22 protein-coding genes are annotated in these 24,217 nt (G+C 63.3%); 15 read left to right on the top strand and 7 right to left on the bottom strand.

Features of this window, described 5'->3' with window-relative positions:
• Positions 1–12 precede the first annotated feature (12 nt).
• Positions 13–957, bottom strand: coding sequence for an alpha/beta fold hydrolase (locus tag NE850_RS05730; RefSeq protein WP_310698522.1), 945 nt, complete (start codon positions 955–957; stop codon positions 13–15).
• Positions 958–1,015: 58 nt separating this feature from the next.
• Between NE850_RS05730 and NE850_RS05725 the strand changes: the two genes are divergently transcribed.
• Positions 1,016–1,921: a TauD/TfdA family dioxygenase gene (locus tag NE850_RS05725; RefSeq protein ID WP_171915711.1), complete on the top strand. Its 906-nt coding sequence runs from the start codon at positions 1,016–1,018 to the stop codon at positions 1,919–1,921.
• 119 nt (positions 1,922–2,040) lie between these two features.
• On the opposite strand, the gene NE850_RS05720 is transcribed toward NE850_RS05725, so the two are convergent.
• The gene (locus tag NE850_RS05720) at positions 2,041–3,012 is read right to left on the bottom strand and encodes a tripartite tricarboxylate transporter substrate binding protein (RefSeq protein ID WP_310698521.1); all 972 of its coding nucleotides are present in this window, start codon (positions 3,010–3,012) and stop codon (positions 2,041–2,043) included.
• Positions 3,013–3,358: 346 nt separating this feature from the next.
• Between NE850_RS05720 and NE850_RS05715 the strand changes: the two genes are divergently transcribed.
• Positions 3,359–4,261 (top strand): SMP-30/gluconolactonase/LRE family protein, encoded by a 903-nt coding sequence (locus NE850_RS05715; RefSeq protein WP_165188034.1) that lies wholly within the window; start codon positions 3,359–3,361, stop codon positions 4,259–4,261.
• Positions 4,262–4,367: 106 nt separating this feature from the next.
• Here NE850_RS05715 and NE850_RS05710 read toward each other — a convergent pair whose 3' ends face one another.
• On the bottom strand, positions 4,368–5,273 hold the full coding sequence (locus NE850_RS05710) for a TauD/TfdA family dioxygenase (protein WP_007176628.1): 906 nt from the start codon (positions 5,271–5,273) through the stop codon (positions 4,368–4,370).
• Positions 5,274–5,424: 151 nt separating this feature from the next.
• Positions 5,425–6,363 carry a transcriptional regulator GcvA gene (gene gcvA / locus NE850_RS05705; RefSeq protein ID WP_007176629.1) on the bottom strand — a complete coding sequence of 313 codons (939 nt, stop codon included), beginning with the start codon at positions 6,361–6,363 and terminating at the stop codon, positions 5,425–5,427.
• Positions 6,364–6,747: 384 nt separating this feature from the next.
• Between gcvA and NE850_RS05700 the strand changes: the two genes are divergently transcribed.
• The 7 genes from NE850_RS05700 (at position 6,748) to NE850_RS05670 (ending at position 14,483) form a co-directional block, all read left to right on the top strand.
• Positions 6,748–7,713 (top strand): peptidyl-alpha-hydroxyglycine alpha-amidating lyase family protein, encoded by a 966-nt coding sequence (locus NE850_RS05700; RefSeq protein WP_007176630.1) that lies wholly within the window; start codon positions 6,748–6,750, stop codon positions 7,711–7,713.
• Positions 7,714–7,778: 65 nt separating this feature from the next.
• Positions 7,779–9,281 (top strand): aldehyde dehydrogenase family protein, encoded by a 1,503-nt coding sequence (locus tag NE850_RS05695; protein ID WP_310698520.1) that lies wholly within the window; start codon positions 7,779–7,781, stop codon positions 9,279–9,281.
• Between the two features lie 230 nt (positions 9,282–9,511).
• Positions 9,512–10,285, top strand: coding sequence for a 2-keto-4-pentenoate hydratase (locus NE850_RS05690; RefSeq protein ID WP_007176632.1), 774 nt, complete (start codon positions 9,512–9,514; stop codon positions 10,283–10,285).
• 88 nt (positions 10,286–10,373) lie between these two features.
• Positions 10,374–11,246 carry an oxaloacetate decarboxylase gene (locus NE850_RS05685; RefSeq protein ID WP_007176633.1) on the top strand — a complete coding sequence of 291 codons (873 nt, stop codon included), beginning with the start codon at positions 10,374–10,376 and terminating at the stop codon, positions 11,244–11,246.
• 130 nt (positions 11,247–11,376) lie between these two features.
• On the top strand, positions 11,377–11,865 hold the full coding sequence (locus tag NE850_RS05680; protein WP_007176634.1) for a tripartite tricarboxylate transporter TctB family protein: 489 nt from the start codon (positions 11,377–11,379) through the stop codon (positions 11,863–11,865).
• 6 nt (positions 11,866–11,871) lie between these two features.
• Positions 11,872–13,431, top strand: coding sequence for a tripartite tricarboxylate transporter permease (locus tag NE850_RS05675; protein ID WP_007176635.1), 1,560 nt, complete (start codon positions 11,872–11,874; stop codon positions 13,429–13,431).
• Between the two features lie 59 nt (positions 13,432–13,490).
• Positions 13,491–14,483 (top strand): tripartite tricarboxylate transporter substrate binding protein, encoded by a 993-nt coding sequence (locus NE850_RS05670; protein ID WP_007176636.1) that lies wholly within the window; start codon positions 13,491–13,493, stop codon positions 14,481–14,483.
• Between the two features lie 96 nt (positions 14,484–14,579).
• Here the strand turns inward: NE850_RS05670 and NE850_RS05665 are convergent, their stop codons facing one another.
• Positions 14,580–15,455 carry an SMP-30/gluconolactonase/LRE family protein gene (locus NE850_RS05665; protein ID WP_007176637.1) on the bottom strand — a complete coding sequence of 292 codons (876 nt, stop codon included), beginning with the start codon at positions 15,453–15,455 and terminating at the stop codon, positions 14,580–14,582.
• A gap of 189 nt (positions 15,456–15,644) precedes the next feature.
• A complete protein-coding gene (locus tag NE850_RS05660; RefSeq protein WP_007176638.1) occupies positions 15,645–16,535 on the bottom strand; it encodes a LysR family transcriptional regulator in 891 nt (296 codons plus the stop codon).
• A 352-nt stretch (positions 16,536–16,887) separates the two neighbouring features.
• Here NE850_RS05660 and NE850_RS05655 point away from each other — a divergent pair, with 352 nt between their 5' ends.
• The 5 genes from NE850_RS05655 to NE850_RS05635 all read left to right on the top strand — a co-directional run bounded on the left by NE850_RS05655 (position 16,888) and on the right by NE850_RS05635 (position 21,768).
• A complete protein-coding gene (locus tag NE850_RS05655) occupies positions 16,888–17,784 on the top strand; it encodes a TauD/TfdA family dioxygenase (protein WP_007176639.1) in 897 nt (298 codons plus the stop codon).
• A 23-nt stretch (positions 17,785–17,807) separates the two neighbouring features.
• Positions 17,808–18,686 carry an SMP-30/gluconolactonase/LRE family protein gene (locus NE850_RS05650; RefSeq protein ID WP_310698519.1) on the top strand — a complete coding sequence of 293 codons (879 nt, stop codon included), beginning with the start codon at positions 17,808–17,810 and terminating at the stop codon, positions 18,684–18,686.
• 46 nt (positions 18,687–18,732) lie between these two features.
• Positions 18,733–19,587, top strand: coding sequence for an oxidoreductase (locus NE850_RS05645; RefSeq protein ID WP_007176641.1), 855 nt, complete (start codon positions 18,733–18,735; stop codon positions 19,585–19,587).
• A gap of 101 nt (positions 19,588–19,688) precedes the next feature.
• A complete protein-coding gene (locus tag NE850_RS05640) occupies positions 19,689–20,654 on the top strand; it encodes a tripartite tricarboxylate transporter substrate binding protein (RefSeq protein ID WP_007176642.1) in 966 nt (321 codons plus the stop codon).
• A 145-nt stretch (positions 20,655–20,799) separates the two neighbouring features.
• Positions 20,800–21,768 (top strand): peptidyl-alpha-hydroxyglycine alpha-amidating lyase family protein, encoded by a 969-nt coding sequence (locus NE850_RS05635; protein ID WP_007176643.1) that lies wholly within the window; start codon positions 20,800–20,802, stop codon positions 21,766–21,768.
• An 86-nt stretch (positions 21,769–21,854) separates the two neighbouring features.
• Here the strand turns inward: NE850_RS05635 and NE850_RS05630 are convergent, their stop codons facing one another.
• Positions 21,855–22,826 carry a tripartite tricarboxylate transporter substrate binding protein gene (locus NE850_RS05630; protein WP_007176644.1) on the bottom strand — a complete coding sequence of 324 codons (972 nt, stop codon included), beginning with the start codon at positions 22,824–22,826 and terminating at the stop codon, positions 21,855–21,857.
• A 381-nt stretch (positions 22,827–23,207) separates the two neighbouring features.
• On the opposite strand from NE850_RS05630, the gene NE850_RS05625 reads away from it, so the two are divergent.
• Complete coding sequence (locus NE850_RS05625; RefSeq protein WP_007176645.1) at positions 23,208–24,188, top strand: peptidyl-alpha-hydroxyglycine alpha-amidating lyase family protein; 981 nt, start codon at positions 23,208–23,210, stop codon at positions 24,186–24,188.
• Positions 24,189–24,217 lie beyond the last annotated feature (29 nt).

Below are 24,217 nucleotides of genomic sequence, written 5' to 3'. Positions count from 1 at the left end.
TTGCCGCGAAGCTCAATGGCTGTTTCTCGCGAGGAAATCGCGAACCACGGCCACCGCGGAAGGAATGCAGCCGGCGGGCTCTTTCCACGGTTGCAGGGTGCGGACACTCGGAGCCAGCCGCGCAAGTTCTTCCGCAATGACCGCCGGGTGCTCCAGGTCGGCGCCCGGCAGGATCAGCATGGGCGTCTGGCACGAGGCGACAAACTCCCGGCTCACGCTCAGGACGAAATCGCCAGCCCACATTCTGCGGCCGAAATCCTCAAGCGCTGTCGGGCTCAGGTCCTGACGATTGGCGGTCAGTTCATCGGCCCACTTGCGCCATGAATTGGGCATGACCTGACGGTTGGCTTCGTCGATACCAATGGGCTGCTGGAGCACCAGCGACGCCACGCGCGACGGTGCGAGCCGCGCAAGATTCAATGCGTAAGACGCGCCGATGCAGCATCCCATTACGTGACAGCGCTCGATACCAAGGTGGTTGAGCAAGCCGAGATGGTCAGCCGCATACTGATCCCACGGATTGCCGTCGGCGAGCGGCCCGGTGGACTGGCCGGCGTTGCGTTGATCGAGTGCGATCACCCGAAAGTCGTGGCGGAAGATCTCGACGGGATTGAACGCCATGCGCTGCCAGTCGTCGATGGTTGCCCGCATGCCGCCAGGAGGAAGCAATAGCAAGGGAAAGCCGCTTCCATATTGTTCATAGCGGATCGAAACGTCGCCTTTTCTGAAGAATGTCATTTCGTCCTCGATTGAAAGCTGTCGTGCGCGATCGTGGCCGGTCGCGCCACTGCGTTTTACGATCCCACACCGGCAGCGATTCCCACAAGCCCGTTTTTTACACACACGGTCTGACTTTTGCAGACGCTGACTGCTATCCGCGGCTCGATCCGGCGCACTTGCGCGCATTCGCGCGCGGCGCTCACACGCGGTGTGATCTAAATGCGCTTGTGAGCCCATGCCGACACCTTCTACGATGGCTGAATACTCGCCTCGTGTGGGGCATCATGGAGCAGCTATGGCGTTTACCGTTGAGGTCGTGCACCCGTTATTGGCCGCCCGCATTCACGGCCTCGATCTGCATCAACCCGTCGCGCTGGAAGATGTCGAGGCGATCGAGCAGACAAGCGGCCGTTATCCGGTTCTGATCTTTCCGAAGCAGTTCATCAACGACGACGAACTGCTCGCGTTCAGCGCGAACTTCGGGCCGGTCCACACCGCCATGTCGTATCAGACGCGTGAGAAAGAGCACCGGTTGCAGCCGAAGATCACCGACATCTCGAACCTCGGCAAGGACAATCAGACGTTCAAGCGCGGTGATCATCGCCGGATGAACAACTTCGTCAGCAAGCGGTGGCATACGGACGCTTCATATGAAGCAATTCCGGCGCGCTACTCGTTCCTGCTGGCGTATACCGTGGCGCAGCGGGGCGGCGAGACACAGTTCGCCGATATGCGGGCGGCGTACGACGAGATGCCTGAAGATCTTCGCCCGGTAGTCGAAGATCTGAGCTGCGAGTACAACATCTTGTGGGCGCGCATGCTGAGCGGCTACACCGAGTTTCCGGACGAGGAGCGGGCGAAGCTGCCGCCCGCGCAGCACAAGCTCGTCAGGCGGCATCCCGTGTCGGGACGCAAGACGCTCTATCTGTCGGGGCACGCGACGCACGTAGTGGACTGGCCGATTCCCGAAGGCCGCGACCTGTTGCGCGAATTGATGGAATTCGCGACGCAGCCCCAGTTCGTCTATACCCATAAATGGCACGAACGCGATCTGGTGATGTGGGACAACCGCGCGTTGATGCACCGCGGGCGCCGCCATATTCCCGATACCGACCCGCGCGAGATGCATCGCGCGACGGTAATGGACGATCCTGCGTGGACGCGAGCGGACAGCAGCGTGCGCAGCGAAGCGGGAACGTGACGTGGCGTGGCGTAAAACATGCGCCGGCGGCGGTTGCGAGAAAACCGCCGCCGGCGCTACGCATGTCACACGTCTGGCTATCGGAAAGAGCGCAGAAAGAACCCAGAAAGAACGCGCCGTTATTGCGCCCTGAGACCCGCCTGTGCAAAAAGTTGACTCCAGAGCGGCACTTCGGTGCGAATGCGCTGATCTATCTCGCCCGGCGAACTGCTGACCGGCAGAAAGCCGAGCTGTTCGAGACTACGCCGGACATCCGGCTGCACGATGGCGCTGACCGTGGCATCGTGCAGCGTTGCAACTACCTTATCGGGCGTCGCTCGCGGCACCGAGATGCAATTCCACACCGCGAACGCGTAACCGGGCAGGCCGGCTTCGGCAATGGTCGGCACATCGGGCAGCACGGGCACTCGCGACTTTCCGGTAACACCGAGCGCACGCAGCTTGCCCGAACGGATATGCGCGGTGACGTTCGGCACACCGCCGAATTCCATATCCGCAATACCGCTCAACACGGCGACGGTGTCTTCCGCGCCTCCTTTATAGGGCACGTCCTGCAACTGGATTGCCGCCTTCGACGTGAACTCCAGTGCGGCGAGATAGAGATTGCTGCCAATGCCCGCCGTTGCGTTGGTCAGTTTCTTCGGGTTCTGTTTGGCGTAAGCGATCAGCTCCGGAATCGATCGCGCGCGGACCGACGGATTCACCACCAGTACGAACTGCTGCTCGGACAGCAGACTGACATGCCGGAAGTCGTTCGCGCTGAAGCCTGGCGTTTTGTACAGCAGCGGATTCGCTTCGAAGATCGCGCTGATGCCGAGCAGCATCGTGTAGCCGTCGGGCGCCGCATTGGCCACGTAGTGGGCCGCGATGTTGCCGCCGGCCCCTGGATGCGCCTCGACCACCACGGGCGCACCCAGCAGGCTCTGCAATGCTTTGGCGACGATGCGAGCCTGCACGTCGTCGGAGCCGGCCGCATAAGGGTTGACGAAGCGCACCGGGCTTGATGGATAGTTCGCCGCGAAAACCGGGCGCGATACGCCGGACAGCGCGGCCGACCCCAGTGCAGCAAGAAAAGCGCGCCGCGCGTTCATTGCATGTGATCTCCGTCGGCTATTGCGCTGTCTGATTTCCGGGGCTCCGCCGAAGGGACGCCCGGTTTGCATCGTTCCATGCGTTTGCATGCGGACAGCTTGCACGGATGCTAGTTGTCGCGTGAGCTTCCTGACAAGCGCGAATAAGTCACGACTGCTGTGATGAACCGCTGTGATGTACACATGGCACGCCCGAGGTGCCGAAAAGTCGCTTGCGGGTCTTCGGCGGCGGTGCGAGCGTGAGACATTTGCACGGTCGCGCCGCGGATAGATTCCATGTCGAATTGCATGGAGAGGGCGGCGGCCGGCGTGTGAAAAATCATCCACTCACTGCTCGCGTGCCGCCATGTTCAATGTACCCAGAATCAAGACGGAAGTCTTCGCCAGTCTGCCCGCCTCCTTTCGTGTAACCGATCATGCGGAAGTTCGCTTCGGCGTGATTCGCGACTCATTTCTGGAGGGACCAGCATTCGATCGCGAAGGCAACCTGTATTGCGTCGACATACCCTATGGCCGTATTTTCCGGATCGCGCGGAGCGGTCAATTCGAACTCGTCTGCCAGTACGATGGGCGGCCTAACGGCATTGCGATTCATCGGGACGGCCGCATCTTCATTGCCGATCAATTGCGCGGAATCGTCGTGCTGGACCCGTTGCGCGGCACGGTCGAAGATCTGGTGAAGACCGGCGGATTCGAACCGTTTCGCGGTCCCAATGATCTGATATTTAACCGCGCCGGCGAGCTGTTCTTCACGGACCAGGGGCAGACCGGCCTCGATCGGCCGTTCGGGTGTCTTTATCGTTTGACTGTCGAAGGCAGGCTCGACAGGCTGCTCGACAATATCCCAAGTCCCAACGGACTCGCGTTGAGCCCCGATGAACGCACGCTATATCTGGCGGTAACGCGCGCGAATGCCGTCTGGCGTGTGCCGCTGGATCCGTTCGGCAACGGCTCGGTCGCGCGGGTCGGCCACTATCTGCAATTGTCCGGCGGCACCGGGCCGGACGGTCTCGCGTGCGCCGTCGACGGCAGTCTTGCGGTCGCGCACATCGGCTTGGGCGCCGTTTGGCTCTTTGACAGGATCGGCGAACCGGTTGCCCGGGTGTGTTCGTGTGCCGGGCTGCAGACTTCGAACGTGGCATTCGATCCCGCCGACAGCGGTGTGGTCTACATTACGGAGTCTGAATCCGGACAGATTCTGCGCGCCGCGGTGCCGCTTCAGGGCGCCCGTCCTTACTCGCACGACTAGACCGCGTCACGACAAAAAACACCTTCGCGAAGCCCAGGCTGATGCACCCAGTGGCATTAGCGAGGGCGTGGCCGTATCGAGCTTTCAGACGGGCAGGCGCACAACACTAGGCGACGCTTGCCGCGACGGGCTGATTGCTGCCGCGCGTCCACGTGCGGTCGTCGAGCGTCGTTGCGCGATGCATCTCGCGAACGTCGGTTTCCGGAATATGCGGACGACCGCGATGCATCAGCGCACGGTTGTCCCACATGACGAGGTCGCGAACCGACCATTCGTGCGAATACACGAACTGCGGCTGCGTGGCGAACTCGGTCAGTTCGCGCAGCAGATCGCGGCCTTCCGGCTCTGGCCAGCCGACCACATGCGTCGCGTGGCTCGACAGGTACAGCGATTTGCGCCTGGAGATGGCATGCGTGCGGACCAGTTCGTGAATGCACGGCGCGAGCGCCTTGCGTTCTTCGTCGGATGCGTCGTAGAAGCCGGCGGCCGCGCGTGACGCCATGATGTCGTAGTGGCAGCTCAGGCCTTCGACAACCTTGCGTAAATGATCAGGCAGGTTGTCATACGCGGCGCGCATGTCGGCGAACTGCGTTTGACCGCCGACCGCCGGTACGATATACGAGAGCAGAAACGAATAGCGTGCGGGCAGCGGCAGATACGAGGCATCCGAGTGCCAGCGGCGGCTCGTGAGGTTGTTCATCCTGCGGCGGTCGCCGGGCCGGTAGGTCTGGTTCTCCTTGCTGAGATTGGAGATGTCGTTGATCATCGGGGCGAGCCGGTGATCCTCCGGGCGCGTCGAGTATGAGACGGCAATCTGCAGCGGACCGAAGCCGGCGGCGAATGCAAGCAACTGGTCGTCGTCGATGTACTGGCGCGGAAAGATCAGTACCGGATATTGGCCGCTGGCCTGCTCGATTTCAACGATACGCTCATCGGAAAGCGGTTTTGACAGATCGAGTCCGTGGATGCGCGCAGCGATGAATGGATGGACGGCTTCGACGTTCAGGCTCATGGATGTTCCTTGTATCGGACGAGGGTGGAGTTCGTCAGGCACGCGCGAATGCGCGCTACGAGTTCGCTCCATTCCATCGTACCGACCGCATGCGGCGGCTCACAAGCGAGTTTATTGAACACCTGGTGTGAGGTTGCGTCGGGCGGCGGCGCTACACCACTTCGATGTGCTCGGCCTGGGTCCGGTCGATCTCTTCGATCGTTTTGCGCACCTCGTCCTTGAGCCATTCGGAGAAGCGCAGAATGACCGGCTGCTCGCTCTTCATTTCGTTGTGCACGAGGTAATACGATCGGCCGGTCTTCACGCGCTGCGGAAGCGCCGCGACCAGCCGCCTGTTGGCAAGGTCTTCCTGCACGAACAGCGTTTGCGCCATGGCGAGGCCCAGACCGTCTACCGCACCCTGATACGCGAGGCCCGAGTATTCGAGTTTCAAACCCTTGTAGCCGTCCACACGTGTCGCGCCGGTCGCGCTCAGCCAGCGCTGCCAGTCGTCGTGGCGCGCTGCCGCGTGCAGCAGAAGGAACGATTCGAGATCGTCCGGATTGCCAAGTTCGTGTCCGGCGAGCAACGTGGGGCTGCCGACCGGTACGAGTTCTTCATGGAACAGATGCTCGCTGACCAGACCCGGCCAGTCGCCGTTGCCGAACCAGATCGCAACGTCGACCTCTTCGTCTCTCGGCGACACGTGTTCGTGCGCGCTTTCGACCTGAAGGGTGATCTCGGGATATAGCTTCTTGAAGCGCGCGAGCCGTGGAATCAGAAAGCGCATCGCGAATGTGGACAGCACGCCGATACGCAAGGACGCATTGTCCGGCCGCGCGTAGAAGTATTCGGCGGTCACGTCCTGGATCTGATCGAACAGCACCTGCAAGCGGGACGCGTAAGCGGCGCCGCGCTTGGTGAGCACGACCTGCTGGTGGCCGCGCTCGAACAGCTTGGCGTTGAGGTAGTCCTCGAGCTTCGCGACATGGCGGCTGATCGCGCTGTGCGTTACGCACAGCTCCTCCGCCGCGCGCGTCATGCTCTGATTGCGCGCGGCGGACTCGAAAGCGCGCAACGCATTCAATGAAGGAAGTCGGCGTTTGGGCATCGCGTGTCTCCGTCAATCATCCGGGAGCAGTGGGGGCTGTCCCGGTCGCGCCAATTATTTCGAGCGACGAATCTGACGCGGATCGATGTCGGTTCGAACAGCGAGTAACTGCGCCGCAGTCTCACTGTCTAAAAAAGGCTCGCACTCGCGCGACTAATTATCAAGATAGGGTTTTCCATTGAAAGCCCCGCCGCTCGGGCATCCCGTCGATAATGCGCATACCGCGTGTGCCAAAAAGTGTCTTGCGACGCCGCTTTGGCACGTGTGATTCTTGGGGCGCCGGAGTCACCGTTCGACGCGAAACGCCGCATGCCTTGACCGGTGTCTGCGAATGCGGCTTTCACTCCCGAACGGCCGCCCTGGCTCCTTTGAGGACACTTCCAGATGAGCAACGTGGTGGGCAGTGGAGCAATGACGTACCGGATCGTCGAGGGTTGGGGCACCTTGCCCGACGGCTGGGAACTCTATGACGTCGCGGCGGTGGGCGTCGACAGCAACGATCAGGTGTACGTGTTTCACCGGGGGCGCCATCCCGTGATCGTGTTCGACCGGGCCGGCAACTTTCTGCGTGCGTGGGGCGACGATCTGTTCCGCCACGCGCACGGCATTCATATCGGCCACGACGGCGCGCTCTACCTGACCGACGATTTCGATCACACCGTGCGCAAATGCACGCCCGAGGGCAAATTGCTGATGACGATCGGCGTGCCCGGCGAGCCTTCCATGTTCATGAGCGGCATGCCTTTCAACCGGTGCACGCACACGGCGCTTTCGCCTCGCGGCGACATTTACGTGGCCGACGGCTACGGCAACGGGCGGATCCATAAGTATTCGCCTGACGGAAAAAGAATCCTGTCATGGGGCGAGCCAGGATCGAGCAAGGGCCAGTTCAATCTCCCGCACAATATTTCATGCGACGAAGACGGCTGGGTCTATGTCGCGGACCGTGAGAATCACCGCATCCAGGTGTTCGACGGCGACGGCCGCTTCGAAACGCAGTGGCACAACCTGCACCGGCCTTGCGGCATGTACATGCCACCCGGAAAGTGCCCGCTGTGTTACGTCGGCGAGACCGGTCCTTACTATTCCTTCAATCGCGGCGCGCCCAATCTCGGACCGCGCGTGAGCATCCTGTCGAACAAGGGCGAACTGCTCGCGCGCATCACCACGACGCCGGCGGCCGGCACGGGCCCCGGCCAGTTTCTCGGGCCGCATGGTCTCGCGGTCGATTCGCGCGGCGACATCTACGTGGGCGAGGTCTCTTATACCGCATGGCCGTCGCTGTTTCCAGGCGTCGAGCCGCCGCCGCGTTTGCGATGCCTGCAGAAGTTCGAAAAGATCGCGGCGTGACAGCGCTATGCACGCGCTGATCCACGCCTGAATTCGCCATTCCGGTTTAGCCTTGGAGAATCCTCATGCACACTCTGACATCTAGCTCTGTTTCACTATTGCCCGAGGTCGCGCGCTTTCTCGACGCGGGGCCGCTCGGCGGCGTGATCGACGGCCGCGATGAACAGGCCGTCGACGGCGCCACCTTCGAGACGCTGGACCCCGGCACCGGCGAACATCTCGCGACGGTTGCCGCGATGAGATCCGCGGACGTCGATCGTGCGGTCGACGCGGCACGGCGCGCGTTCGCCCGGTCGGGCTGGGCCACGATGCACCCGAACGACCGCGCGATCTGGCTGCACCGGCTCGCGGACGAAGTCGAACGGCGCAAGGCGATCATCGGCCAGATCGAAGCGCTCGACGCCGGCAAGATCGAACAGCAGGCGCAAGGCGACGTGCAGAGCTTCGTCGATACGCTGCGTTACTTCAACGAGCTGGCCCTGAACACGGAGCGCCGCTCGGCATTGCCGGTATCCGGCTACGAGGCGTGGACCACGCGGCAGCCCTGGGGCGCGTGCGGATTCATCGTTCCGTGGAACTTCCCGATGGTGCTGATCGGATGGAATATCTCTCCGGCACTCGCGGCGGGCAATACGGTGGTCATCAAACCGGCGGAGGACACGCCGCTGTCGGCCATTTACCTGGCTCGGCTCGCGCGCGAGATCGGCTTTCCAGATGGCGTCATCAACGTCGTGACGGGTTTGGGTGAGATAGCGGGCGCTGCATTGTCGCGCCATCCGGGACTCAAGCGCATGTCGTTTACCGGTTCGCCGGAAGTCGGACGCATGGTGGCGGAAGCTTGCGGCAGAAATCTCGTGCCATGCAAACTCGAACTGGGCGGTAAGGGCGCAGCCGTGATTTTCGACGATGTGGATATCGAGGAGACCGCGGACAAACTTGCGCGCGCAATCACATTCCACACGGGCCAGGTCTGCTGCGATGCGACTCGCTGGCTCGTGCACGAATCGATCTTCGAGCGTTTCGTCGATGCGAGCGTCGCTGCGTTGCAGCGCACAAAGATCGGCTATCAACTCGACCCCGGCGCGGAGATGGGGCCGGTCGTGAGCGCGAAACAGCGCGAGCGGGTGCTCGGCTATCTGGAGCGCGGACAACGCGACGGCGCGCGAGCCGTCCTCAAGGGCGGCGCAGTCGACGTGGCCGGGCACGACGGTTTCTACGTGAGTCCCGCGTTGCTCGCGGGCTCGCTCGAGAACGTGGCCGCGCGCGAAGAGATTTTCGGTCCGGTCGCCTTTCTTGCGCCGTTCAGGGACGAAGCGCAAGCCGTCGAGCTCGCGAACGACACTGACTACGGTCTTGCCAACAGCGTATGGAGCCACGACCCGAGACGCGCGGCGCGGGTTGCGGAAGCGATGGTGGCGGGCAATAGCTGGATCAACGCACACAACCTGTTTCCACTCGGCGTGCCGTATGCGGGAGTGAACAGGAGCGGCATGGGCGGCGGCGTCAACAGTGTCGAGACGCTGTTCGACTACTGGCGAAGCCAGTCGATGGTGCGGCCCACACGTTGAACGAGGTTGACCGGCCGCGCATGCGAAACATGCAAAAAGCTTTCGAAAATCGCACGCGCGCTGTGACATAAATGACGTTGCGGGTCCATGCCCGTGTGAGCAAACTGGGTTCACGACGTGTCGCGACATACACGCCGCGCGACGCATCCGACTGGCGGACGCAGGCACCGATGACCTCGGCGCCTGCGGACTTCGACCGGCGAATGCGGCGAACAGAACAGGAGACGGATTTGGCCGACATCGACGCAGCGCAGGTGACGCGCATAGCGCACATTGCCGACGCGCTACTCGGCGCACGGCGTTCGAATAATGTGCTGCCCATGCTCGCAGCGCAGGACGCATCCGTCTCGATGGCCGAGGCATTCGCCGTGCAAAGCGAAATGACGCGGCTGCTCGGTCAGCCGATCGCGGGCTGGAAGGTCGGCTACGTGCGCGACGTGCGGCTCACGCATGCCCCCGTCTATCGCGACGCGTGTGTTGCGGGCGGCGCGCGGGTCCGGCTGACCTCATCCCCTGCGCCGGCCGTCGAAGGCGAGGTGGCCTTCGTCCTGAGCCGCGACCTGCCGCCGCGAGCCTCACCCTATACACCGGACGAAGTTGCCGACGCCGTGAGTTCCGTATGTGCCGCCATCGAGATTGGTGCGCCACGCCTCGGAAATTTCATGGAAGCTCCCCTCGAACACAAGATTGCTGACAACATGGGCAACTGTGCGCTGATTTACGGCAGCGGTCAGCGCAACTGGCGGGACATTGCGCTGGAGAGCTTGCGCGTGACGCTCGCGATCGACGGCGTGGTGGTGACCGAAACCTGCGGCGGCAATGCGGCGGGCAATCCATTCGATGCGCTGGTGGCGCTTGCCAACGCACCGCATAAGCGTGAGCCTTTGCGCGCGGGGCATGTCGTGATTACCGGAACGTGCACGGGGATTTATCCGGCGCGCGCGGGCATGCAAGCGCGCGTTGCATTCGAAGGTCTCGGCGAAGTATCGGTGACACTGGAATAGGCGCGGGCGCGCTTTGCGGCTGTGTTTTGCGGCTGTCAGGAAACTCGAACACTGCTGATCAATGTTGAACGAACACGGGAGAAGGCTCTTGTTGGGACCGACTACACAGCGCAGACGGCTGCGCCAGATTCTCGATCGGGAAGATTGCGTGACGATGGCCACCATCTTCGATCCGATTTCCGCGCGGCTTGCCGAACAACTCGGCTATGAAGCGGGCCTGATGGGCGGCTCGCTCGCGTCGTACGCGGTGCTCGGCGCGCCGGATCTGATCGTGCTGACACTGACTGAGCTCGCCGAACAGGTGCATCGGTGCACGCGGGTGTCGGACGTGCCGCTCGTCGTGGACGGCGACCACGGTTATGGCAATGCGCTATCGGTGATGCGCACCGTGCACGAACTGGACCGCGCGGGCGCCGCGGCCGTGACGATCGAAGACACACTGCTGCCGCGGCCTTACGGAAGCTCCGGCAAACCGGCGCTGGTTTCGTTCGACGAAGCGGTGGCGCGCGTCGAGGCCGCCGTCGCGGCGCGCGGCGACTCCGACCTGCTGGTGCTGGGGCGCACGAGCGCCGCGACCATCAACGGTATCGAGGACGCCGTCGCGCGTTTCAAGGCATTCGAAGCGGCAGGCGTCGACGCGATCTTTCTGCCGGGGCCGCAGCAGCGCGAACAGATCGACGCGATCTCGGACGCGGTCAAAGTGCCGCTGTTGATGGCGGGCGCACCGGAAGCGCTATGCGATCCGGCCTATCTTGCTACCCGCCGGGTGAAGGCGTGGTCGGCGGGACACCAGACCTTCTCGGTCGCGCTCAAGGCGCTGCACGATTCGATGCAACTGGTGCGTTCGGGCACGCTGTCGCTGCACCTGCCCGGCCAGGCGTCGAAGCAATTGCTGGAACAGGCGACCGGCGTTCCGGAATATGACGAGTGGACCCGCCAGTACCTGGTTGGTGGTGCATAAGCAGTACATGGCAGTACATGGCAGTACATGGCAGTACATGGCAGTACACGGCGGTAGATGGCAGTACACGGCGGTAGATGGCGGAACGACGACCGCACGGCAGCAACGACCCGCACAGGAGTGCAATGCGATGGACGCGACTGGATCGACCGATTCGACCGAACACGTGAATGCGCGCCGCCGCGACTACTACGCCGGCATGCTGATGGCCGCCGTGGGGCTGGGCGCGATCTACGACGGCATACGCTACAGCATCGGCACGTTGAGCCAGATGGGGCCGGGTTTCTTTCCTGTTTCGATCGGCGTGGCGCTCGTCTGCACGGGCGTGGCGATCGCGGTCGTGGCGAGATATGCGGCGCCGCAGGACGGCGAAAAGAAGCTGGCGCCCGAGCGCAAGGCGTGGTGCTTCATTCTCGGCAGCATCGTTGCGTTCATCGTGCTCGGTAAATATGGCGGTCTCGTTCCGGCCACTTTCGCGATCGTCTTCATTTCCGCGCTCGGCGATCGGGAGAACACGATATGGCGCGCGTTGCTGCTCGCCGCCGGAATGACGGTGCTCTGTGTGTTGGTGTTCTGGTGGGCGCTGTCGTTGCAGTTCCCGCTCTTTCAATGGGGCTAGACAAGCATGAGCCAGTCTCTGATCGATCTCTGGTATGGCTTCGGCGTCGCGCTGGAGTGGCATAACCTCGCGTGGTCGTTCTTCGGCGTGGTGGTGGGCAACCTGATCGGCGTGCTGCCGGGCATGGGGCCGCTTTCCGCCATCTCCATGCTGTTGCCGCTTACCTACACCATGCATCCCGTCCCCGCGATCATGATGCTGGCGGGCATCTTCTACGGGTCGCAGTATGGCGGCGCGATCGGCGCCATCCTGCTGAATCTGCCGTGTCATCCGCCTCACGCGGTGACGTGTCTGGACGGCTATCCGCTGACGCGGCAGGGCAAAGGCGGAACCGCGCTCGGCATCGCGATGATCTCGTCGTTCTTCGCGGCGTCGTGCGGGATCGTGCTGATGATTTTCGCCTCGCCGCTGCTCGTCAGCATCGCGTTCAAGTTCGGACCCGCGGAACTGTTCTCGATCATGCTGCTGGGTCTTCTGGCCGGCGGAACGATGTCGCGCGGGCCGGTATTGAAAGGCGTGGCGATGACGCTGTTCGGCTTGCTGATCGGTGTTGTCGGCACCGACATCAACACCGGTACGATGCGCTTTACGTTCGGCTTCCCGAAGCTCGGCGACGGTGTCGAGATCGTTGCGCTCGCACTGGGGCTGTTCGGTGTGGCCGATTTCCTGCGCAACGTGAACCGCCTGCAGGTCGTGAGCCGGGCCACGCATGTGCGATTGCGCGACATGCGCCCGAGCTGGAAGGAGCTCAAGCAGGCCTTCTTCCCGATGGTTCGCGGCACAGCGGTCGGCGCGCTGTTCGGCGGCATGCCGGGCACGGGCTCGACGATCACCACCTTCATTGCTTACGCACTCGAACAGAAGATTTCCCGCAACCCGAAGAAGTTCGGTCAGGGTGCGATCGAGGGTGTCGCCGCGCCCGAGGCCGCCTCGCACTCGAAAACCCAGGTCGACTTCATCCCGACAATGAGCCTCGGCATACCCGGCGACGCCGTCATGGCGCTGATTCTCGGCGCGTTGATGATCCAGGGCATTCAGCCCGGACCGCAACTGATCACCGATCACGCGGACCTCTTCTGGGGGCTTGTCGCCAGCTTCTGGGTGGGCAATATTCTGCTGATGCTGCTGAACGTGCCGCTGATCGGCATCTGGGTCAAGTTCTTGCGCGTGCCTTATCGCTATCTCTATCCGTCGGCGTTGCTGTTCATTGCGGTCGGCGTCTACAGCACGAACAACAGTCTGTTCGAAGTGGGTGAAGTCCTGGCGTTCGGCGTGATCGGCGCGATTCTGCTCGCGCTGGCGTTTCCGGTCGCGCCGATTCTGCTCGGCTTCGTGCTCGGACCGATGGTCGAAGACAACTTCCGGCGCGCACTGCTGCTCTCGCGCGGCGATATGGCGGTGTTCGTCCAGCGCCCGATCAGCGCGGTGTTCATCGCCATCTCCGTGCTGCTGATCGCCTTGCAGGTGGGCTTTGCGATTCGTGCCGCGATCCGCAGACGCAAGAGCAAACCCAAGGCCTTTCGTGTGACAGGCTCGACGCAAACCACCTCGCACGACAACGCATAATCGCGCGCATGCCTTCGGGCATTCTGCGCAACGCGAACGAATCAACGGAGACACGCTCGATGGATGAGCCCACGCGCAGAAACGTCGTCACGCGACGCACCTGTCTCGCCTCGCTCGCCGCGCTTGCCGCGAGCGCGTGGATACCGGCGGCGCGAGCGGACTATCCGGACAGCCCGATCCGCATCATCATCGCGTTTCCGGCGGGCGCGGGCGAGGCCGAAGCGCGCATCGTCGCGAAGACGCTCGGCGCGAAGCTCGGCCAGCCGGTGATCGTCGAAGCTCATCCGGGCGCCGGCGGCAATATCGCCGCCGCCTACGTGGCGAAATCGCGCGGCGACGGCTATATGCTGCTGCTGGGCGTGAGCACGTTCTTCGAGACCAATCCGATGATCTATCGTGACATCGGCTACAAGCCTGCGGACCTGCAACCCGTCAGCATCATTTCCGAGCAGCCGTTCCTGTTGATCGTAAACGCCTCGCTGCCCGTTCACTCTTTGCAGGAACTGATTGCTTATGCGAGGGCGCGGCCGGGCAAGGTCACCAATGCCACGGCCGGCCCCGGCAGTCCGCTCGATCTGATCGGCAAGGAGTTCATGGTGCGCGCCGGCGTGCAGATCATCAACGTGCCGTACAAGGGCGGCGGCGAAGACGCGATGGCCGTGCTCGGCGGCTTCTGCGACATGCTGTTCGGCGGCGTGGCGGATGTCATGGCGGGGATCCAGTCCGGCAAGATGCGGCCGATCTGCGTGACCGGAAGCCGCCGCCTGCCGCATTTTCCCGACCTGCCGACGATCGCCGAGGCGGGCTTGCAGGGCTACGATTTCAGCGTCTGGAACTGCCTGTCGGCGCCCGCGTCCACGCCTGCGCCCGTGGTCGAAAAGTTGCACGCCGCGATCGTGCAGACTATGGCTTCGCCCGAGGTTCAGGCGGGCTTCGACAGAATCGGGTTCTTTCCGGTGAGCGGTACGGGCGCCGAACTGTCGCGCCGTATCGCGACCGAAACGGAGGTCTGGCGCGGCGTTCTGAAGAAGGCGGGGGTTGCTCCGCAGTAGGGTGCGGGGCGGGCGAGGTTCGTCACGCGTGCCGGCCCGGCGCGCGGGCGGCGGCGCGGGCACGCGGCACGCGTCGCGCAGCACCCTGCACGCGCGTCAACTTTTGGCGTTGCCGCGGAAAAGCGGCTCCGGCAGGCCACGTACGCCGGGTTGGAACGCGAGGAGGGCGCCGGCAAACGGCTGCTTCGCCAGTTCATCCGGCGTGAGTCTTTGCGAAGCGGTGGTGATGTAGAGCGTATCGAGATTGCGTCCGCCGAACGTGCAACTGGTCGGGTTCTGCACGGGCATGTCGAACACACGGTCCACGCTGCCGTCCGGCGCATAGCGCTTGATACACCAGCCGCCGTATTCCGCGATCCAGATATGGCCTTGCTCGTCGACCGTCGCGCCGTCTGGCACGGCGGGCAGTGTCGTCTTCGCGAACTCGCGGCGTTCACCGAGCGCGCCCGTTCCGGGATCGAGCGCGTAAGTGAAAATGGTCTGCAGATCGGAATCGGCGAAGTACATGGTGCGGCCATCGGGACTGAAACAGGTGCCGTTCGGCACCCGGATGCCCGCCTCGATACTGACGGCACCGCGCTCGTCCACGCGAAACAGTTCTCCCACCGGCTCGCGCGTGCGGTCGTTCATCGTGCCGACCCAGAAGCGGCCCTGGCGGTCGCATTTGCCGTCGTTAAAGCGCAGCGCCGGATCTTCGGCGCGCTGCGGCGCGAAGCGGGTCATTTCCCCCGTGCGCGTGTCCAGGTAAAACAGTGATCGCGACGCGACCAGCAAGCGGTTGTCGCGGCACAACGCAATCGAGCCGACGAGGTCGGGCATGGGCCAGTAGCGCAGCGCGTCGCTTGCGGGATGCCAGCGCTGGATGCCCGGCCGCCGGATGTCGATCCAGTACAGCGCCTGTTCAGCCTCGCTCCATAGCGGGCATTCGCCGAGAATATCGGTCGTTTCTGTGACGCGTTGAGCGGCGGTCATCTTGACTCCGGTGCGCGCATGAAGGAGAGGGGCGGCCCTGTCCGGCAACTCGCCGGCAGCTCAATGCCGCCCCCTATGCGGTCCGATTTTAAGAGTCGGTAAAAGGCTCGCAAGCGCAATAAACGCACATTGCGTGTGACCACGCTGGCGCTTCAAAGCGGCCGAGCGCCGCGGACCATCGGCGCCCGCTCAGCGCGCGTGGGCGACACTGCGCAGGATCTCGATGAACTTGTCGGCGTGCGTGGCCTGATTGTCGAACGCGGAGCGCACGATGCACGGCGTCAACGTGATCGGCTCGGCAAGCGGACGTTGCATCAGGTCGTGCCATGCGCCCGCGCACGCCGTGTATTCGTCGACGATGGCGATACCCGCGCCGGCCCGCACCAGCGAGCACGCCACGTCGGTCTGGAACACGTTGACGCGCGAGCGCATTTCGAGGCCCGCGTCGCGAAACGCGGTCGAAACGAGTTTGCCGAACGTGATGCTCGGATGATGCACGATCAGCGGATACGCCGAGACGTCGGCGAGCGACAGCACGGTCTGACTGCCGAGCGGATGATCCTTGGGCAGCACGCAGGCCATCTTGCCGGTCGTGAACACTTCGACTTTCACGTTCGGATGCTGGATCGGCATCACGGCGACAGCGACATCGACCTTGTTGCTGAGCACCTCGGTCGCCATGCAGTTCAGTTGCGACGTGTGATAAACCACCCGGATCTTCGGATAGCGCGCAATGAACTGGGCAATGGCGCGCGGCATTACCGTATAGCTCAGACACGGACTGGACGAGAGATTGAGCGTACCGGTCGCGCCTTGCGCCAGATCGCGCGCGAAATTGTTGACCTGTAGCGCGTGTTCGTAGAACTCATCGACCTGCCGGAATAGCGCGACGCCTTCGGGTGTCGGAATCAGCTTGCCTTTCGCGCGATTGAAAAGCTTCAGGCCGAGCGTCTGTTCGGTATGGGCAATGATGCGGCTCACGGCGGGCTGCGAAATGAACAGCAGCTTGGCTGCGCCATTGATCGACCCGGTCAGCATGACCGAGCGGAATATCTCCATTTGACGCAGCCGGAAGTCCATGACGTCTCCAAGCGGGCAGGCAGCCCTGTTCCGGGCCGGCGCCGGGCGGTGCTTCGAGGCTGATGGCTGGGCGTCCCGGCGGGCGGCGGCACCACTTTTTCAAGCGTACAGAAATCTGGCCGCGCGTCCAGTCGGGTTGGTGCCTATGCGCGCACCGGATTGCTTCGGTGTGCATTGAAACGCGGCAGTGAGCGCCTGCCGGAGATCGGACGTCACGCATGCTGTGAATTAATCTGTCTTGTGATGACGCGACCGGCAAGCCTACGATAGTCCTGAATCATCGCACCGGCATACGCGCTGCGGCGCTGCTCGTGCGTGGGAATCCGCTTAACCCAATCAGAGAGATCTGCAAATGAGCCTGGATATCGAACCTGCCCATCCAACAATCGCAGCGCGCATTCGCGGTCTGGATCTGCGCCAGCCGTTCAGCGACGAACAGGTCGATGAAATCGGCCAGGCAAGCGCCATTTACCCTGTGCTGATCTTCCCCAATCAGTTGATCGACGACGCGCAGCTGATGGCGTTCAGTCAGAACTTCGGTCCGCTGCAGCCGGTGGTTTCGTTTCATACGGCGAAAGCCGATCATCGGCTCTCGCCGATGGTGTCGGACATCTCCAACCTCGACAAGAACAACCGGACGTTCCCCGCCGGCGACCGGCGCCGGATGAATTTCCTGAGCAGCCGGCGCTGGCACACGGACGGTTCCTATCTGCCCACGCCGAACCGCTATTCGATGCTGCTCGCGTATACGGTCGCACGCGTTGGCGGGCAGACGCAGTTCGCCGACATGCGCGCGGCGTACGACGCGCTGCCCGCCGAGTGGCTGGAGCTCGTCGAAGACCTGACGCTGGAGCACAACGTGATGCATTCGCGCGCGGTGGCCGGCTTCACGGATTTCGACGAAGAAGAACGGCGGCGCTTTCCGGCGACCCATAAAAAACTGGTGCGGCGGCATCCGGTTTCCGGACGCCTGTCGCTGTACCTGTCCGGACACGCATCGCATGTCGTCGGCTGGCCGATTCCGGAAGGACTCGATCTGCTGCGCGAGCTGACCGAATTCGCCACGCAGCCGCAGTTCGTCTACACGCACGAGTGGTCGGTCCGCGACCTCGTGATGTGGGACAACCGTTCGCTGATGCATCGCGCGCGCCGTCATTTTCCTGATACCGACGTGCGCGAGATGCATCGCGCCTCCACCATCGACGACCTCACGTGGGTCCGTCCAAAAACCATTGCGTTGGCGGGATAGCCGGCGCAAGCGCGAGGGACGTCATGCCAGAATCCTTGACTCGAACGATCGCCCACACGATCACTCACACGATTCGCAGCGGGCTGTCGTTCGCCGAAGGCGCACGCTGGCACGACGGGAGGCTGTGGTTTTCCGATCTGTACACCCACCAGGTCGAGGCCATCGATCTGACAGGGCGCGCCGAAATCGTTGCACGGGTGCCGCAGCGTCCTTCGGGGCTCGGCTTCATGCCGGATGGCACGCCGCTCGTCGTGTCGATGCTCGACCGCTGCCTGCTCGCCATCAATTCCGACGGAACGACGCGGCTCGTCGCCGATCTGCGCGATGTGGCAGGCGGCCCGTGCAACGACATGGTGGTGGATCGGCATGGACGCGCGTATGTCGGCAACTTCGGTTACGACAAGAACAACGGCGAGCCGCCGAAGCTCACGCGCATCATTCGCGTGGACCCGGACGGCTCGATCCATCAGACCGGCAGCGCGGTCAGTTTTCCGAACGGCATGGTGATCACGCCGGGTGAACGGCATCTGATCGTCGCCGAAACGTTCGCGCACCGCGTGAGCATGTTCGATATCGACAGCAAGGGCGATCTGTCAGCACACCGTTTTTTCGCGGAGATCGACGGCTGCAATCCGGACGGAATCGCTCTCGACGCCGAGGGTGCGATCTGGATCGCCGACCCTGCCGGCAAGCGCGTGCTGCGCGTGTTCGAGGGCGGCCGCATCGCGCGGGAGATCACCTTCGAGCAGGGCCGCGGCGCCTACACCTGCACGCTGGGCGGCCGGGAAAAGCGTACTCTGTATATCGTCACCAACACGTCGAGCGGACCGCAGATGGCCGGGCTGCGCGACGGCCGCATCGAAAGCATCGAAGTGGATGTCCCGGGCGCCGGATGGCAGTAATCCGCCGCCTTCCCCGTTGCCTTACTCATCCGGAAGGAGAGCGCCCATGTCCGAGTCCGTCGAGACCCCACCTGTCTGGTTGATCACCGGATGTTCCACCGGCTTCGGCCGTGAACTGGCTGCCGCCGTGCTCGCGCGCGGCTGGCGCACGGTTGTCACGGCGCGCGATCCGGCATCGATCGCGGATCTGGTCGAGGGCCGCGAAACGCATGCGCTTGCCGCACGACTCGACGTCACCAGCGCAAGCGATATCGAAACGGTCGTGGCCCGGACGCTGGACGCCTACGGCCAGATCGATTTCCTCGTGAACAATGCGGGCTACGGCTATCTCGCCGCAGTCGAAGAAGGTGAAGACGCCGAGATGCGCGCCATGTTCGAGGTCAATTTCTTCGGGGCGGTCAATATGATCAAGGCGGTCTTGCCGTCCATGCGCGCGCGCCGCTCGGGCCATATCGTCAACGTCACATCGGTCGGCGGGTTCGTCGGCAATCCGAGTAGCGGGTACTATGCTGCTACCAAATTCGCGCTCGAAGGATTGAGCGAGTCGCTCGCGCGCGAAACGGCGGAGCTCGGCATCCGGGTGACGGCCGTCGAACCCGGTCCGTTCAGAACCGACTGGGCGGGACGATCGCTGAAGCAGACGGGAACGCCGATCGATGACTACGCGTCGATTGCCGGCAAGCGACGCACGCAGGTGGTCGAGCGCAGCGGCCGGCAACCGGGCAGTCCCGAGCGCGCCGCCGAAGCGATCATCGCCGCGGTCACTGACCGCGAACCGCCCGAGCACCTCGTGCTCGGCAGCGCCGGCCTCGCGATGGTGCGAAGCAAACTGGCGCGCGTGGCGGCGGACCTCGAGGCGTGGGAGAGCACGACCGTATGGACTGACGACCCGCTTACATAACGGCGGCCGCGCGCACGAGGTCGGCAGGAAGGCTCTGCGAGGCGGCCGGATAACAAGGAACCGCCCGCGCCAGCGCATCTTCGGGATGCAAGGAGACAATCATGTTGACCAGACGTGCGTTCATCGCCGGACTCGGCGTGCCATTGATGAGCTGGGCGCTCGACGCGCGCGCCGCCTATCCGGACAGTCCGTTGCGGCTGATCGTCGGCTTTCCGGGCGGCTCCGGCGAGGCGCAGGCGCGTATCGTCGCCAAGACACTCGGGCAGATTCTCGGCCAGCCGATCATCGTGCAAGGTCAAGGCGGGGCCGGCGGCAACATTGCCGCGGCGTATGTCGCGAAAGCCCGCGCGGACGGCTATACGATGCTGCTCGGCGTCAGCACGTTCTTCGAGATCAATCCGCTGATCTATCGCAATCCGGGCTTCACGGCGCGTGATCTGCGACCGGTGTCGCTGCTGTCCGAGCAGGAGTTCGTGCTCGTGGTCAGGCCTCAACTGCCGATCCATTCCGTGCAGGAACTGGTGGCGTATGCACGCGCCAATCCCAACAAGCTGACTAACGCAACCGGCGGACTCGGCAGTCCGCTCGATCTGTGCAGCCGTGAATTCATGTCGCGCACCGGCGCGAAGATACTGAGCGTGCCGTACAAGGGCGGTGGTGAAGACACGCTCGCGCTGCTGGGCGGATTCGCCGACATGATGTTCGGCAGCGTGACGGATGTGACGGGCAATATCGAGGCAGGCAAGATGCGCGCGCTCGGCGTGACGGGCACCCGGCGCCTGAAGAATTTCCCCAGCATCCCGCCGATCGCCGAGGCGGGCGTGCCCGGTTATGACGTGACGATATGGACCTGCCTGTCGCTGCCGGCAGGCACGCCGGACGAGGTCGTGACGCGGCTGCAGGCGGCATCGGAGAAAGCGATTGCCGATCCTGCATGCCGCGCCGGCCTCGAACAGATGGGGCTGTTCCCGCTGCATCTGAACGGCGCCGACGTTGCGCGCCGGATCGAAACCGAAGCGCCGATGTGGCGGGAGATTTTCCGCAAGGCGGGCGTCGAGCCGGTATAACGTTGGTATGGCGTGGGTGGCGTTGATATGGCGCCGATGCCTCACCGTGGTTGTACCGGCTGTACGAAAATGTGACTTGCCGGCGCTTCATGCCCCATGTGATCGTTGAGCTACACGACCGGCATTTCCACATGGGGCGAAGCACATGAACAGACTTTACGGCAGTGGCGAATACACGTATCGGCTCGTCGACAATTGGGCAAAACTGCCTGACGGCTGGCGTTTCGGCGACGTGGCCGCGGTGGGCGTCGACAGTGCCGACGATGTGTACGTGTTCCACCGCGGAGCGCATCCGGTGATCGTGTTCGATCGCGACGGCAACTTTCGCCGCGCATGGGGCGACGAACTGTTCAAACGCCCGCACGGATTGCATATCGGGCCGGACGGCGACGTCTATCTGACTGACGACGGCGATCACACCGTCAGGAAGTGCACACCGGACGGCAAGCTGCTGATGACACTGGGGACGCCCGGCAAAGCCGCGCCCTTTATGAGCGGCGAGCCGTTCAACCGCTGCACGCACACGGCGCTCTCGCCGCGCGGCGATATTTACGTTTCCGACGGTTACGGCAACGGGCGCATCCACAAGTACTCGCCCGACGGGAAGCTGTTGTTCTCATGGGGCGAGTCCGGTTCGGATCCGGGCCAATTCAACCTGCCGCACAACATTTCCTGCGATGAGGACGGCTGGGTCTATGTCGCCGACCGCGAGAATCATCGCATCCAGGTCTTCGACGGCGAAGGGCGCTTCGAAACGCAGTGGCACGAACTGCATCGGCCTTGCGGCATGTATATGCCTGCGGGCAAGTGTCCGATCTGCTACGTCGGCGAGACCGGCCCGTACTGGGGTTTCAACCGCGGTGCGCCGAACCTCGGGCCGCGCGTGTCGATCCTGTCGAACAAAGGCGAGCTGCTCGCGCGGATTACGAGCAATCCCGCGGCAGGCATCGGTTCGGGTCAGTTTCTGTCGCCGCACGGGCTTGCGGTCGACTCGCGAGGCGACGTGTATGTCGGTGAGGTCGGCTATACGGCGTGGCCGTCGCTATTTCCGGAAGTGCCCATGCCGGACGAAGGGCTGCGGTGTCTGCAGAAGTTTGCCCGCGTCGGCGCATGAATGAGTGAGCGCCGGCCACGGCCGGCGCTCCGGCGTCGAAAAGATGCGGACACCCAATCAACCGTGCGCGAAGCTCTGCGCCGCGCTCACATCTGCTTGAACCCGGACTTGTCGAAAATGGACCGCCATTGCGCGGTCTCCGACGCGATGCGCTGCACGACCGCTTCGCTCGAACTGCTCACGGGTATCAGGTTCAATTGCGCGAAACCGTTGCGCACCTCGGGGTCCGCAATCGTCTTGATGACGGCGGCGTTGAGCTGCTGGATGATCGGCGCGGGTGTGGTGCTGGGAACGGACAGGCAACTCCACACCGAGAAGTCGAAACCGGGCAGGCCCGCCTCGGCGATGGTGGGAATATCGGGCAGGCTCGCGAGTCGGCGTGAGCCGGTGATGCCAAGCGCGCGAAGCTTGCCCGCGTGTATGTTGCCGACCACGTTCGGAATGCCGCCGAACTCAAGGTCGGTGAATCCGCTCATCACGGCCATGGTGTCTTCACCGCCGCCCTTGTACGGCACGGGTGTCGTCGTCACGCCCGCGTGCGCCATGAACTGCCGGTTCGCCAGATCGAGCGGACTGCCTGGCCCCGCGGTCGCGACCGTGATCTTGCCAGGGTTCTGCTTCGCATAGCGAATCAGATCGGGCACATTGCTGACCGGCAGCGTGGGCCGCGACACCAGCAGAAACGGCTGTTCGGACAACAGGCTCACCGGCGTCAGATTGCTCAGCTTGTAGCCGATGTCCTTGTAGATCAACGGATTGGTCTCGAAGAAGGTACTGACGCCGAGCAGCATCGTATAACCGTCGCCGCGCGCCTTGGCAACGTAGGCGGCGCCGATGTTGCCGCCGGCGCCTGGATGCGCTTCGACGATCACGGGCTGGCCGATGTACTTGCCCAGGGATTTGGCGAGCAGCCGGGCCTGCGCTTCCTGGGTGCCGCCCGGAAATGGAATCACAAAGCGGATCGGACTTTCGGGGTAGGCCGCCATTGCATATCGGGCGGGCCAGGCTGCCAGTGCCGTGGCGCCCAACGAGGCGACGAATTGGCGTCGGGAAACCATCGCTGAAGTCCTCCGTGTTGTTCTGCGGGCGGCGCCCTATCGCATTGCTGAACCGCTGCGAGGGCGCGGCGTCTCCATCCGCCCGGCTCCGGCGAGATACCGGATACACGTCATGCTAACGGGCAATGAAAGCCTTTCACAAGCCAGATAAAGTCACAGCGAGTATCACAAAACGGAAGCCTCGCCACGGTTCGGCGCCGCGCGCCGACAACCGCTTTGGGCAACCTGAAGGTCATATGCGGCGTGCAAAAAATAACCTTGCGACCGAGTCTTTCGCCGTGGGACTGTAACGGAACTGGACACGTTGCGTGCACAGCGGCAATTCACGTGTACGCACGCCGCACGCACGTGTCCCTGTTCCGACTTTCGAGGATCGACTTCATGGCAACCATTGTGGGCAGCGGTGAGTTTACCTATCAGACCGTGGACGGTTGGGCGCAGTTGCCCGACGGCTGGAAGATGGGCGAGGTTGCCGCGGTCGGCGTGGACCGGCACGACAACGTCTACGTTTTCAATCGCGGCGAACATCCGATGATCGTGTTCGATCGCGAAGGCCAGTTTCTGCGCTCGTGGGGCGAGGGTTTCTATGCACGTCCGCATGGCGTGCACATGGGGCCCGACGACACCATCTATCTGACCGACGACGGCGCCAGCGCAGTCTACAAATGCGATCTCTACGGCAAGACCCTGATGACGGTGGGCGTGCCTCGCGAGCCGACGCCGTTCATGAGCGGCCTGCCGTTCAATCACTGCACGCACACTGCGCTCTCTCCGGCGGGCGACCTGTTCGTGTCGGACGGCTACGGCAATGCGCGCATTCACAAGTACACCCCCGACGGCAAGTTGATCAAATCATGGGGCGAGCCGGGTTGCGAGCCCGGCCAGTTCAACCTGCCGCACAACATTTCCTGCGACGAGGACGGTTGGCTCTACGTCGCCGATCGCGAGAATCACCGCATCCAGATCTTCGACAGCGACGGGCGCTTCGAGACCCAATGGCACAACCTGCATCGTCCGAATGGCATGTATATGCCGCGCGGCAAGTGTCCACTGTGTTACGTCGGCGAGACGGGCCCCATGTACGGTTTCAATCGCGGCGCGCCGAACCTCGGTCCGCGGCTGTCGATTCTGTCGAACAAGGGTGAGGTGCTGGTGCGGATTCAAAGCACGCCGTCTGCCGGTACGGCGCCGGGGCAATTTCTTTCGGTGCATGGCGTCGCGGTCGACTCGCACGGCGATATCTATGTGGGAGAAACGTCGTATACGTCGTGGCCGCTGTTGTTCCCCGACAAGCCGATGCCGACCACGCTGCGCAGTTTGCAGAAGTTTCAGAAGATCGCGCCGCAGACCGTAGCGCAATGACCCTTGCCGGTTCGAGATGAAATACAGGA

The organism is Paraburkholderia sp. USG1, from assembly GCF_031570135.1.
Classification (GTDB): domain Bacteria; phylum Pseudomonadota; class Gammaproteobacteria; order Burkholderiales; family Burkholderiaceae; genus Paraburkholderia; species Paraburkholderia dioscoreae.
Note: the sequence above shows the minus strand (reverse complement) of the source record. Positions and strands in the feature narration are given on the sequence as shown.

Excerpts from the sequence above, each read along its gene's own strand:
- NE850_RS05695 (WP_310698520.1), top strand. The coding sequence starts at position 7,779 with ATGCACACTCTGACATCTAGCTCTGTTTCACTATTGCCCGAGGTCGCG.
- NE850_RS05640 (WP_007176642.1), top strand. The coding sequence starts at position 19,689 with ATGTTGACCAGACGTGCGTTCATCGCCGGACTCGGCGTGCCATTGATG.
- NE850_RS05655 (WP_007176639.1), top strand. The coding sequence starts at position 16,888 with ATGAGCCTGGATATCGAACCTGCCCATCCAACAATCGCAGCGCGCATT.
- NE850_RS05665 (WP_007176637.1), bottom strand. The coding sequence starts at position 15,455 with ATGACCGCCGCTCAACGCGTCACAGAAACGACCGATATTCTCGGCGAA.
- NE850_RS05720 (WP_310698521.1), bottom strand. The coding sequence starts at position 3,012 with ATGAACGCGCGGCGCGCTTTTCTTGCTGCACTGGGGTCGGCCGCGCTG.
- NE850_RS05670 (WP_007176636.1), top strand. The coding sequence starts at position 13,491 with ATGGATGAGCCCACGCGCAGAAACGTCGTCACGCGACGCACCTGTCTC.
- NE850_RS05710 (WP_007176628.1), bottom strand. The coding sequence starts at position 5,273 with ATGAGCCTGAACGTCGAAGCCGTCCATCCATTCATCGCTGCGCGCATC.
- NE850_RS05645 (WP_007176641.1), top strand. The coding sequence starts at position 18,733 with ATGTCCGAGTCCGTCGAGACCCCACCTGTCTGGTTGATCACCGGATGT.
- NE850_RS05715 (WP_165188034.1), top strand. The coding sequence starts at position 3,359 with ATGTTCAATGTACCCAGAATCAAGACGGAAGTCTTCGCCAGTCTGCCC.
- NE850_RS05650 (WP_310698519.1), top strand. The coding sequence starts at position 17,808 with ATGCCAGAATCCTTGACTCGAACGATCGCCCACACGATCACTCACACG.
- NE850_RS05630 (WP_007176644.1), bottom strand. The coding sequence starts at position 22,826 with ATGGTTTCCCGACGCCAATTCGTCGCCTCGTTGGGCGCCACGGCACTG.
- NE850_RS05730 (WP_310698522.1), bottom strand. The coding sequence starts at position 957 with ATGGGCTCACAAGCGCATTTAGATCACACCGCGTGTGAGCGCCGCGCG.
- NE850_RS05700 (WP_007176630.1), top strand. The coding sequence starts at position 6,748 with ATGAGCAACGTGGTGGGCAGTGGAGCAATGACGTACCGGATCGTCGAG.
- NE850_RS05675 (WP_007176635.1), top strand. The coding sequence starts at position 11,872 with ATGAGCCAGTCTCTGATCGATCTCTGGTATGGCTTCGGCGTCGCGCTG.
- NE850_RS05660 (WP_007176638.1), bottom strand. The coding sequence starts at position 16,535 with ATGGACTTCCGGCTGCGTCAAATGGAGATATTCCGCTCGGTCATGCTG.
- NE850_RS05625 (WP_007176645.1), top strand. The coding sequence starts at position 23,208 with ATGGCAACCATTGTGGGCAGCGGTGAGTTTACCTATCAGACCGTGGAC.
- NE850_RS05635 (WP_007176643.1), top strand. The coding sequence starts at position 20,800 with ATGAACAGACTTTACGGCAGTGGCGAATACACGTATCGGCTCGTCGAC.
- gcvA (WP_007176629.1), bottom strand. The coding sequence starts at position 6,363 with ATGCCCAAACGCCGACTTCCTTCATTGAATGCGTTGCGCGCTTTCGAG.
- NE850_RS05680 (WP_007176634.1), top strand. The coding sequence starts at position 11,377 with ATGGACGCGACTGGATCGACCGATTCGACCGAACACGTGAATGCGCGC.
- NE850_RS05725 (WP_171915711.1), top strand. The coding sequence starts at position 1,016 with ATGGCGTTTACCGTTGAGGTCGTGCACCCGTTATTGGCCGCCCGCATT.